10 protein-coding genes and 1 pseudogene are annotated in these 10,935 nt (G+C 52.5%); 9 read left to right on the top strand and 2 right to left on the bottom strand.

The window, feature by feature from the left end:
• The first annotated feature begins 27 nt into the window (after window positions 1-27).
• From BM035_RS00200 to prpD, 4 genes and pseudogenes are all read left to right on the top strand, one after another.
• Window positions 28-285, top strand: coding sequence for a type II toxin-antitoxin system RelE family toxin (locus tag BM035_RS00200; RefSeq protein ID WP_008171934.1), 258 nt, complete (start codon window positions 28-30; stop codon window positions 283-285).
• Window positions 282-659, top strand: a complete 378-nt coding sequence (locus BM035_RS00195; RefSeq protein WP_092029733.1) for a helix-turn-helix domain-containing protein — start codon at window positions 282-284, stop codon at window positions 657-659. Before BM035_RS00200 ends, BM035_RS00195 begins: the two co-directional genes overlap by 4 nt.
• A gap of 5 nt (window positions 660-664) precedes the next feature.
• Window positions 665-1,083 (top strand): annotated as a pseudogene (locus BM035_RS00190) (PrpF domain-containing protein); the annotation flags it as partial.
• 34 nt (window positions 1,084-1,117) lie between these two features.
• Window positions 1,118-2,602: a 2-methylcitrate dehydratase gene (gene prpD, locus BM035_RS00185; RefSeq protein ID WP_092029731.1), complete on the top strand. Its 1,485-nt coding sequence runs from the start codon at window positions 1,118-1,120 to the stop codon at window positions 2,600-2,602.
• A 206-nt stretch (window positions 2,603-2,808) separates the two neighbouring features.
• Here the strand turns inward: prpD and BM035_RS00180 are convergent, their stop codons facing one another.
• Both BM035_RS00180 and BM035_RS00175 read right to left on the bottom strand, forming a co-directional pair.
• Entirely contained in the window at window positions 2,809-3,849 is a 1,041-nt protein-coding gene (locus BM035_RS00180) for an AAA family ATPase (protein ID WP_092029729.1), read from the bottom strand.
• A 20-nt stretch (window positions 3,850-3,869) separates the two neighbouring features.
• Entirely contained in the window at window positions 3,870-4,778 is a 909-nt protein-coding gene (locus tag BM035_RS00175) for an XrtA system polysaccharide deacetylase (protein WP_254775324.1), read from the bottom strand.
• 267 nt (window positions 4,779-5,045) lie between these two features.
• Here BM035_RS00175 and BM035_RS00170 point away from each other — a divergent pair, with 267 nt between their 5' ends.
• From BM035_RS00170 to BM035_RS00150, 5 genes are read left to right on the top strand one after another with little or no spacing between them, the layout of a single operon-like run.
• Window positions 5,046-6,452, top strand: coding sequence for a TIGR03013 family XrtA/PEP-CTERM system glycosyltransferase (locus BM035_RS00170; protein WP_441295074.1), 1,407 nt, complete (start codon window positions 5,046-5,048; stop codon window positions 6,450-6,452).
• Window positions 6,452-7,129 carry an XrtA/PEP-CTERM system exopolysaccharide export protein gene (locus BM035_RS00165; protein WP_254775322.1) on the top strand — a complete coding sequence of 226 codons (678 nt, stop codon included), beginning with the start codon at window positions 6,452-6,454 and terminating at the stop codon, window positions 7,127-7,129. The genes BM035_RS00170 and BM035_RS00165 overlap by 1 nt, the downstream gene beginning before the upstream one ends.
• Window positions 7,129-8,700 carry an XrtA system polysaccharide chain length determinant gene (locus tag BM035_RS00160; RefSeq protein WP_092029724.1) on the top strand — a complete coding sequence of 524 codons (1,572 nt, stop codon included), beginning with the start codon at window positions 7,129-7,131 and terminating at the stop codon, window positions 8,698-8,700. The genes BM035_RS00165 and BM035_RS00160 overlap by 1 nt, the downstream gene beginning before the upstream one ends.
• Window positions 8,700-9,575: a hypothetical protein gene (locus BM035_RS00155; RefSeq protein WP_008171915.1), complete on the top strand. Its 876-nt coding sequence runs from the start codon at window positions 8,700-8,702 to the stop codon at window positions 9,573-9,575. Before BM035_RS00160 ends, BM035_RS00155 begins: the two co-directional genes overlap by 1 nt.
• A gap of 4 nt (window positions 9,576-9,579) precedes the next feature.
• Complete coding sequence (locus BM035_RS00150) at window positions 9,580-10,929, top strand: hypothetical protein (protein WP_092029723.1); 1,350 nt, start codon at window positions 9,580-9,582, stop codon at window positions 10,927-10,929.
• Window positions 10,930-10,935: the final 6 nt, after the last annotated feature.

Raw genomic sequence — 10,935 nt, 5'->3', positions numbered from 1 at the left:
CAGAAAACTAATTAGTAAACTCCCCCCATGTATTCCATAAAATTCAAAAAATCTGCGCTTAAGGCGCTTCGAAAGATTCCGAGGCCCATAGCCCAAAAGATCATGTCGGAACTTGAATCGATCGCCCGGGATCCTGAAAGCTACAACGGAGACTGGAAGCCCCTTAAGGGAAGGCCTTATTGGCGACTCCGTCAGGGCGGTTACAGGGCAATTTGCAGTATTGATGATGGCCAGCTGGTTTTATTGGTTTTGAAAGTTGGTGCGAGAGGAGATGTTTACAAATGAGCGTTCAGATTATTGAAAAATCAGGCAAACCTGAATATGCGGTGATTCCTTACGCAGAGTATCAGGAATTGCTGGAGATGGCTCAGGATGCGCGTGACATTCAAGACGCCGATGCAGCTCTCGCGGCCCTTTCAACCGGAGAGGATGAGGCGATTCCTGGATCGGTCGCGACGCGCCTCCTGTCAGGTGATGAGCATCCGCTTAAAATTTGGAGAGAGTATCGAGGCTTCACTCAGGAATCACTGGGCAACGAAGCTGGGATAGGAAAATCGTACGTGTCTCAAATTGAAGCCGGAGCCAAAATGGGTTCTACACAGGTACTTGGAGCGCTTGCGAAGGCTCTTAAGGTCGATATCGACGATCTATTGCGGTGATTTCCGCTGTAAAAATGGGACTGATCCAGAACATCGAAGAAGCCGCCAATCGCCAGCACACCCCGAAAGTGGCCTTCGTGGCGAAACCGTTTGATTACGTATCGTCAAGCGGCAAAAGCATTGGGGCAGGGGACGTGGATGTACTGGTTCGCGCGCTGTCCATGGGCAAGCTCCACCACGCCATGATGGGCACGGCGGCGGTGGCCATTGCCACAGCATCGGCAGTTCCCGGAACCCTGGTGAATCTGGCTGCAGGGGCGGCGACCGCACCCATGTGACCTTTGGTCACCCCTCCGGCACGTTGCGTGTTGGAGCAGAAGCGAAGGAAGTGAATGGTCAGTGGACCGCAACCAAAGCCATTATGAGCCGCAGTGCGCGGGTTTTGATGGAAGGTTGGGTTAGGGGGCCTGGCGATAGCTTCTGACGGAATCTATAGTGGGGGCAAGGAGGTTCCCACTATGTCAGCAACATTCGATCTCAACGAACGCCCAGACTATGACGAAATCCTGCAAAAGATCGCGGATTACGTTCTGACCTATGAAATAACGAGCGAAGAAGCCTGGAAAACCGCTCGCTTCTGCCTGATGGACACCCTTGGTTGTGGTCTTCTGGCTTTGCGCTTTCCCGAATGCACAAAACATCTCGGCCCAATCGTTGAGGGCACGATGGTTCCCCATGGTGCCCGTGTGCCCGGAACTTCCTTCCGGCTTGATCCAGTCAAGGCCGCCTGGGATATTGGTTGCATTGTTCGCTGGCTGGACTACAACGACACCTGGCTAGCGGCAGAGTGGGGCCATCCATCTGACAACCTTGGCGCCATACTGGCCGTTGCAGACCACCTCTCGCAAAAACAGGTTGCCGAAGGCAAAGAGCCTCTAACCATGCATAGTGTTCTGGAAGCCATGATCATGGCCCACGAAATCCAGGGCGTTTTGGCACTCGAGAACTCCTTCAACCGGGTAGGGCTTGATCACGTGGTACTGGTAAAAGTCGCGTCTACGGCGGTTTCGGCAAAATTGATGGGTGCCAATCGCGAGCAGATGCTCTCTGCATTGTCCCACGCCTGGGTAGATGGCCAGTCGCTCAGAACCTACCGCCACGCGCCCAATGCAGGCTCCAGAAAATCCTGGGCCGCAGGCGATGCCACATCGCGAGCCGTGAGGCTTGCCGATATCGCCATGCGCGGCGAGATGGGCATCCCCAGCGCCTTAACTGCGCCGCAGTGGGGCTTCTACGACGTATTGTTCAGCAAAACCAACAAAGACCAAAAACTGAAGCCTGAAGACAAGCGTCAGTTTTCTTTACCACAGGAGTTTGGCTCATATGTGATGGAGAACATCCTGTTCAAGATTTCCTTCCCGGCCGAGTTTCACGCCCAGACCGCAGCCGAAGCCGCGGTTAGTCTGCACCCGCAAGTGAAAGACCGGCTGGACGAGATTGACCGGATTGTTATCACCACCCACGAATCTGCTATTCGCATAATTTCAAAGAAGGGCGATCTGGCCAATGCGGCCGACCGGGACCATTGCCTGCAATACATGATTGCCGTTCCTCTGATTTTTGGACATTTGAAAGCGGAGCACTACGAAGACAGCTTTCACGCGGGAAACCCGATCATCGATCAGCTTCGCGAAAAGATGGAAGTGGTTGAAGATGAGAGATACACCCGGGAATATCTGGAAGGAGACAAGCGGTCCATCGCCAACGCCATTCAGGTATTTTTCAAGGATGGCAGCAGTACTGAACAGGTGGCGGTTGAATACCCGATTGGGCACCGTCGTCGCAGGGCGGATGGTCTTCCGCTGCTGGAGGAAAAGTTTCGTGACAATCTTGCCACCCGCTTTCCGGCACAGCAATGCCATAAGATCGGCTGGTTATGCACGGATCAGAATCAACTGGAAATAACTCCGGTAAATCAGTTTATGGAGCTATTCGTGATTTGAGCAGGCAATGAAAAGGCCCTTAATCGAGGGCCTTGATTCAAATCGAGCGATGGCGCGCTTTGTATGTATTGATCAGCCTGATTGAGAAACATCAGGTGCCGGGTGACAACCCGGGGCCGCGCCGCCACGCCCCATATATCAGGCATGCCCTCTCCGTCAGTGCCGGGATTGATTTAGAATTTGTAGCTGGACCTTATGTCGGAAATTTATTTCCGATTTGGCGACAGTGGTTTCACATTGTCCGGATGTCTGGCGGGTTCTCGCGACTCTTCGGTAGACCTTGACGTCAGTTGCTCCAGGCGGGAGTCAATACGTTCCAGTGCTGTCGCAATACGCGATAGGGCATCATTTGATGGCATCGCCGGGTTGTTTTGTGGTCTTCTTTCCTTTGCGCCGCCACCCGATTGTCGTCTGGTAGCCTGTCTGCGTGGCGCTTCTGTAGATGTATCCTCACCCAACAAATCTCTTCGAATCCCCTTGAGATCGAACGGATCAATGAACGGCCGGTCTTCTGAATAGGCGCACATCATCATGCCGTCACAAAGTTTGTTGATCAGGCGCGGTATGCCCTTGCTGAGCTTGTGAATTTCACGGACGGTATCGTCGTCAAACAGCTTGTTCCCGCCATGTCCGGAGACAAGAAGGCGGTAATCGATATATTCGGCGGTCTCAGCAGCGGTCAGCCCTTCCAAGTGGAAGAAAAGCTTTACTCTCTGTGACAACTGAGGGATGTCGCTGACCGCCTTTTTAAGCTCGGGCTGGCCGAGGAGGATCACACGCATGGAAGGCCCCCCCATGCTCTCCATGCCGGTCAACATCCGGATGTCTTCGAGATTTTCCCGGCTCAGGTTTTGAGCTTCATCAATGGTCAGAACAACCGGGGTGCCAGCCGCAGCCATGCCCTCAAGGTACTCTGTGATCTGGAACAGCATCGCGACTTTGCTGTCATCCTCGATCTTCATGCCGGCCTTGCGCAGGATAAGACCAAACAAATCTTTTGATTCGAGGTTTGTGTAGGAAATATTAAGGAGTTTTAAGTCGCCCTCAAGGTTGCGGATAGTCTTCTTGAGCAAGGTCGTCTTACCGGAGCCGATCTCCCCGCTGATCACCACAAAACCTTCAGAACTCCATATGGCAGAGGACATGTAGACATAAGCCCGTGAGTGCTGCTGGCTCATGTAAATGAAATCGTCTTCTGGAGTGATGCGAAACGGGTGTCTGTGCAGACCGAAGAATTCCAGATACATCTCTAGTTCCTGTCCTTCGCCTAAGCCAGGCGGATCATTTGGTTGCTTCGCAAAAGGGTTTTATCAGGCTCGTAAGCGTTATAGCTTTCGCTTACAGTACCAAACCGGAAATCCTGGAGCAGTCGTTCCAGGCGGCCATAGCAGCGGTCAAGATTGGTGTAATGGCGGAAGCGGGAGAACCAGCTTGCATTGTTGTAACGCGGCTGGTCCGGATCAATTTCCCAGGGATGCAGGTAAAACATCTGGGGGCGGTCCCCAAAACCTGAGGCATTGCGGAACAGATATCGAAATACCGGATAAGGAAACTGGCGGAAATAACCACCACCCGCTGCGGGTATCGCAATTCCCATCACATTAGCGGTTGTCAGGGGAAACTCCCGTATGATGTTTCCGTTTGCCGTTTCGATGGAGTAGGGCGCTGAAGGCGAACCGGGGATGCCGTAACGGTCATGCCGGATCGGGAAAATACTCGAGTCCCAGGTAAAACCCGCCTCGCTGAGAATATCCAGTGCCCACAGAGAGTCTCTCGTGATCGAATAGCTGGCCGCCCGGTATCCGTATACTTCGCGGCCGATAATGTCTTCCAAGAGCTTCTTGGAGCGAAGCGTTTCCTCCCGAAACGTCTCTTGAGATTGGTTGTAAACGAGCTGGTGGCTATACCCGTGAGAAGCGATTTCGTGGCCGTGGTCCGCCAATTTTCTGATGAGCTGTGGAAAGCGATCAGCGACCCAACCCAGAACGAAAAACGTTGCCTTGACGTTGTGGCTGTCAAAGAGCCCCAACAGACGTTCGGTGTTTTGCTCAACACGGCTTGGCAGCGAGCCCCATTGTTCGGGACTGATAACCCCTGAGAGCGCTGCAACGTGGAAATAGTCTTCCACATCAATACTCATTGCGTGCAAGGGCGATTTTGCTTCCGGGCTCGACATGGGTACTCCTTCCCAATTTAACACCAACAGGACGATTTTCACTCAGCTATCCCTCAAATACAATTTTAGTTGGTGTCAAAAATCAACCGAATCATAAAAGAATGTAAAAGTGTGTTACATAAAGATACAATCGTGTTGAGGTTGCATTGCGCTGAGAGCAGAATGCACAGTGAGTGATCAGGAGTCGGCGACCCAAGGTGGTTTGTCGCCGGGGAATTCGAAGTCGGTCTGTCGCTGATTGTCGAGCAGACGACAAGGATGTTCAGCGTGTCATATATACGGTTCCGGAAACATTACCTGCACATACCCTACCTGGTACTGGCTGTACTGGAGTTCGGGGTCCTTTTTGCAATTTTTTCGTTACTGACCCTATTTCTGACCCTCGTAGGCATTGATCACGCACCGATGTCTGTCGATCTGGTGTCTGCGCTGCTTTTCGCCGTTATTCTCAGCAGTGGCACGCTCGCGATGGGTGGCTATCTGGCCATGGTCCACGAAAGTCTCTCCTCCCTGTTTTTTCGCACCCTGGTAGCCTACTGTTTTGTAGGTGGGATCGGGCTGACCGTGCTCTACATGGTCATGCCCTCAGCGGATCCGGGCAGTGCCAACCTGTTCTGGGCCGTCATTCTTGCATCCCTGGCGGTGATTCTGCTTCGTCTTGTATTTCTCCGGATTGTGGATTCGGAACAGGTTGTGCGTCGTGTAGTTATTTTTGGCGCGGGAGATTTCGCTGCCTCACTGCTTGAGGAATATGAAACCAACATGAAGGCGCTGGGTGTAAGGATTATTGGCTGCATTGCCGACACTCCCACCCGGTCGGTTGCGGACGACAAACTTCTCCCGACACCGCGAGATTTTTATGAGTTCTGCCGCCAGAACAAGGTCTCAGAAATTGTTGTGGTTCAGCAGGAGCGCCGTCGTGCCGAAGGAGGATGGCTTCCGGTACCTGAATTGATGGAGTGTAAGCTGCGGGGCATCGCAGTCACTAGTGGCCTCGAATTTTATGAAAGGGAATTAAAGAAGGCGAAGCTGGATATGGTACACCCGTCCTGGATCGTCTTCTCCGAGGGGTTCAAGGCATCAAAGAGCAGAGCGCTTGCCAAGCGGCTCCTGGATCTCGTCATTAGCCTTACATTACTCACAGTAATGTTTCCTTTCATTATCCTCACGGCTTTGGCGGTATTCCTGGAAACAGGAAGGCCGATACTCTATAGCCAGAAACGTGTAGGCATGCTTGGGAAGGAATTTCGGATTTATAAGTTCCGCAGCATGCGGCAGGACGCCGAGAAAGACGGTAAGCCCCGTTGGGCGTCTACGAACGATGACCGCGTAACAAGGGTTGGCGCATTCATCCGCAATACCAGACTGGATGAACTTCCTCAGATCTATAATGTGATCAAGGGCGAAATGAGCATCGTTGGTCCCCGGCCTGAACGACCGGAGTTTGTCTCTGAACTGAAGGAAAAAATAGCGTTTTACGACACACGTCATTACGTGAAGCCTGGATTAATGGGCTGGGCACAGCTTAAATATCCGTATGGTGCATCGGTGGAGGATGCCAAAGGCAAACTTGAATACGACCTCTACTATTCCAAGAATCACAGTTTGGTAATGGACTTTTTGATCATGATTCAAACCGTTGAGGTAGTGCTCCTTGGAAAGGGTGTGCGCTGATGATGACTAGTATAACAACAGGGATTTGGAGAACATTTATGTGTACGTTCAGTTACTTGCGGCAGGTAATGATAGTAGCGCTTGTCCTCGTTCTGGGGGGGTGCTCCGGCCTTCCGTCCTCTTCTGAAATGCCGCCGGTTTCCGAGCTGGAGCCGGAGCCGTATCAGATTGGCGTTGGAGATACCATTTCGATTCATGTCTGGCGTAATCCGGAACTGGGACAATCCATCGTTGTTCGACCTGACGGATTTATATCAATGCCCCTTATGGGAGACGTAAAAGCCGAAGGCAAAGAGCCGGAAGCGCTGGCTTCAGAAATCAGCGTTGCGCTTGGCGAGTATATTCGCACTCCAGAAGTCACCATTATGGTCACCAGCCCGGCGAGTAAAGAGTTCCGCAATCGCATCCGGGTTACCGGCCAGGTTGCATCACCCCAGTCCGTTACATTTCAGCCAGGTATGACGGTGCTAGACATAGTGCTCATGGCAGGCGGAGTAACCGATTTTGGGGCGGGTGGACGCGCGATTCTTCATCGGCAAATTGATGGCGAATACAAGAGCTACTCGCTCGATCTGGATGCAATCTTGAGTGATGGTGATATGCGTACCAACCATCCCCTGCAGCCAGGAGATGTAATCAGCGTGCCAAGAAAAGATCTTTTCCGAGGTGAGCTCTGATGGACATCCAGTTCATTCTGGATATTTTGCGGGCAGTGAAGCTTGAACTATACAGCAAGCGTGTCGCTGCTGTTGTCATCTTTATGTTGGTCACCGCTGGTGTTCTGACCTTTGGTTACCTCATGCCCAAGCAGTACACCTCGGAAGCTGTTTTATATGCGGATCAATCGAATATCCTGCAGCCCCTGTTGAGAGGACAGGCAGAAGTCACACAGATCGATCGTATAAATGAAGCCCGCGAAATGCTCCAGAGCCGCTCTTTCCTCGAACAGGTTGGTCTCGATACTGGCCTGATTATGGGAGGAGAAACAGACCAGAGACGCAATGGCATTATTTCCCAGCTAAGAAACCAGATCCGTTTGCGTGTTACCAACGGGAACTTCCTGGAGCTGCGGTATACCAGTGGCGACCCTGATGAATCATTCCGCGTGCTGAGTTCGGTGCTTAATCGCTTTGTTGAGAGAACGGTGCGAAAGAAACGCTCCGAAAGTCAGGGAGCGTTCGAATTCATCGATTCGCAAGTCAAGTCATATCAACGACAGCTTGAGGAAGCAGAGCAAAGACTGAAGGAGTTCAAGGCCGCCAATCAGGACGGTACGGAAGGCAGTGTTCAGGGAAGGATCGAATCGCTCCGCCGGGACATCGAAAACCTGAAACTTGAAATCCAGCAGACCGAATCGGAAGTTCGCCTGACCCGCGCTCAATTGCAGGAAGAAGAGCCCGTTCGCCGAATCACAGTCGATCCAGGCAAGTCCTCTATCGAAAGGCGTCTTGCGACCATGTACCAGGAGCTTGATTCCCTGCTACTGAAATACCATGAAAAACACCCCGATATAGTCAGCATCAAGGATCAGATTGCAGATCTTGAGCGGCAGAAGTCAACGGAGGGCGATGGAGCCCGCGAGGGTGCGGTCACGGAAGTACTGGAAAATCCGGTGTACGAAAATCTGAAAATACAGCTTTCTGAAAGTACAACTCGCCTGGAGGTACAGAAAAATCGATTGGCGTCCCTGCAACGTTTGCTGGAAGAAGCATTCGAGCGGTCCCAGCGAGTGGCACAGAACCAGGCTGAATTGTCTGATCTCACCCGGGACTATGACGTTACCCGTGGTGTCTACGAAGATATGTTGCAACGGCGGGAGAAAGCTCGGCTGTCGATGACTCTGGACGTTCAGGGCGAAGGGGTCAGTTACAAAATCCAGGAACCGGCATCCTATCCCACTACCTGGGATGGCCTGCAGTTATATCAGGTCGGTATTGCAGGTCCTTTTCTTGGCAGTGCCGCCGTTCTTGGCTTGCTGACAATGCTGGTAATGTTTGATCAACGGGTGCGGTCTCCCCGGGCCTTGCAGTTGGCACTGCCGGAGACCATCCCTGTCATTACAACCATCCCCCATTACCGTAGCACTTGGAAAGACCGGCTTCTTAGAAAAGATGTCCTGTTTATCCTGTTCATCCTGGTGGTGTTTATGCTTGGTTATCTCGCAGTGCTGTTGTTCAGCGTCATGGGGGTTACGCCTGACCAATTGGTCGAGAGAGTCAGGGAGTTGACTGGTCTTGGGGGCAATTGATGGACGATAACAAGCTCTACAACGCATTGCTGAAAAGTCAGGAAGAGCGGCGTCTACTTGAGCAAAAGCGTGGTGAGGCCAGACCGGAGGAAAACTTTCGGAAAGAACGACCTTTCGCGGGTTCCGACCGATTGAAGCCGAACTGGGTAAGAATCGATACAGACGATGGTGAGAACGCCCCAACAGTCTATGACTCGTCAGTCTCTCTGGCTCTGATTGGCAACCCGAAACCCTGGAGCAGGGACCAGCTTCGAGAGCGCAAAATCATCTACTCCGGCATGCCGGATAAAGAAGTGATGGATGCCTATCGGGAGCTGCGTATTCAGCTCCGCAACAAAGCAGGTGAGGGAAACTTCACGGTACTCTTCAGCAGCCTGGGTGATAAAGGGGGTTCTGTTTTGACCGCCTTTAACCTCGCGGTTTCCTTTGCCATGGATTCGCATACTTCCGCACTTCTTGTGGATTGTGATCCCTATCACGAAGCGCTGACAAACCTTGTTTCCAGTCCAATGACCGCGGGTGTTACCGATTTCGTTGCAGATTCCTCACTAAAAATCAAAAATATTCTATACCCTAGTGGTGTTGCCAGGCTTTCCGTGATTCCTGCAGGCACACAGGTATCTTCGGCTGTTGAGCTATTCTCTGCGGTGCGTATGCGGGATCTGATGAATGAGCTTAAAGCTCGCTATCCGGACCGGTGTATTATCATCAACGCCCCACCTTTTCGGGATAACACTGAAGCCCGGATTCTGGAGCGATTTGCAGACCAGGTCGTGTTTGGCGTTCCTTTCGGAGAGGTGACCGCTGAGGAAATCTCGGAGTCCGTTGATGTACTGGATTCCGATAAATTCTCTGGCCTGGTTTTTCAGGAGTAAGCTCATGCAGCTCAGAGTGGACAGGGCACGTCGGCTCCAGGCACCCATCTTGATCGGTTTATGCATTTTGGGCGCAAATGCTTCGGGGCAGGGCCTGAGTGACAAGGTAACATCGATCTACGGTTCCGGCTCGGTGTTTACCGGATTGACCTACACCAGAACAGATACCGGCTCTGGTACAGACACCAATACCGAGCCGAGTGTCGGCCTGTCCGGAAGCCTCGGCGGTAATCTGGAAAGCGGCGCCAATTCCCTCCAGTTGCAGTACGGTGGAACGCTCGAAACCCGCAGGGATACCTTTGGAGGTGGACAAACCGACAGTAGCTCGGTGACCGGAGCATCGCGGTTCGTCCATTTTGATCCGGCAAGCCGCTTTGATTTTAACCTGGGCCACACTGTCAGCTCAGTACGAAACGACACCGGTTTCGTTGTAAACCCTTCGAGCTACGATACCCGCAACACGCTGAGTGCTGGCGCGGGCCTCCGATTTTTTCCAGGCGACTTAACCACATTGCGTTTCTCGGGCCAGGCGGGCAAAAGCTTTGGTGAAGGTGAGCTGAACGGAGGCGAGTCGTTTACCGCATCAGCGGATCTTACCCGTCGTCTTTCTGAGAGATCTTCAGCAAGTCTGGTAGGAAGCAGGAGCTGGTCTGATGATGACGGCCTGGACACGATAATAGATTCCGCTCAGGTCATTTATAACCGTACCCTGGAGAACGGTTCATTCAGCATCGGTGTAGGAACCAGTCGCTCTGAGACCGAGTTTGCTGATGGTTCCGAATCCGACGGTGATGCGGGAACGGGCTTCGTGAACCGCACCTGGGCTTCCGATGAATCGCAAACCACCGTGGCATACAACCGCCGTCTGTCAGACAGTACCACCGACCTGTCCCTCAATATTCCGGAGTTTCTGAACTTTTTACCGGACTCGATTCGAATCCGGGATCTGGTTGTCAGCGATTCCGTTTCGATAACCCACAGCACCTCCCGTCTTTGCGACGTTTGTACACTGGGACTCGTGGCTGAGGCTTCTGTGCTCGAGTCGCAGATCACAGGGGCTACCACCCATGAATACCGGACCGGAATTAACCTTGGAGTACAGCTAACGTCTCTTCAAAGGCTGAGTTTTGGTTATAGCTGGCAGGGAGACGCGGGCGAAGATGAGGGTACCATCATCGATCAGATCCACAGCTTAAACACTCGCTGGACCCGGCAGTTGGCGGAGAACACATCGTTCAGCGTTGACTTCAACCAGTCCTACCTGCGAAGCAAGCTGGAACGGAATGATCAAGAGCAGTTTACATTACGCCTTGTCCTGACCCATGGCTTTTCTCTGATGGGCACCGGGAGTTAGCGGCAG

It is taken from the genome of Marinobacter sp. DSM 26671, from assembly GCF_900112835.1.
GTDB lineage: Bacteria > Pseudomonadota > Gammaproteobacteria > Pseudomonadales > Oleiphilaceae > Marinobacter > Marinobacter flavimaris.
This window is presented reverse-complemented; position numbering and strand designations above follow the sequence as displayed.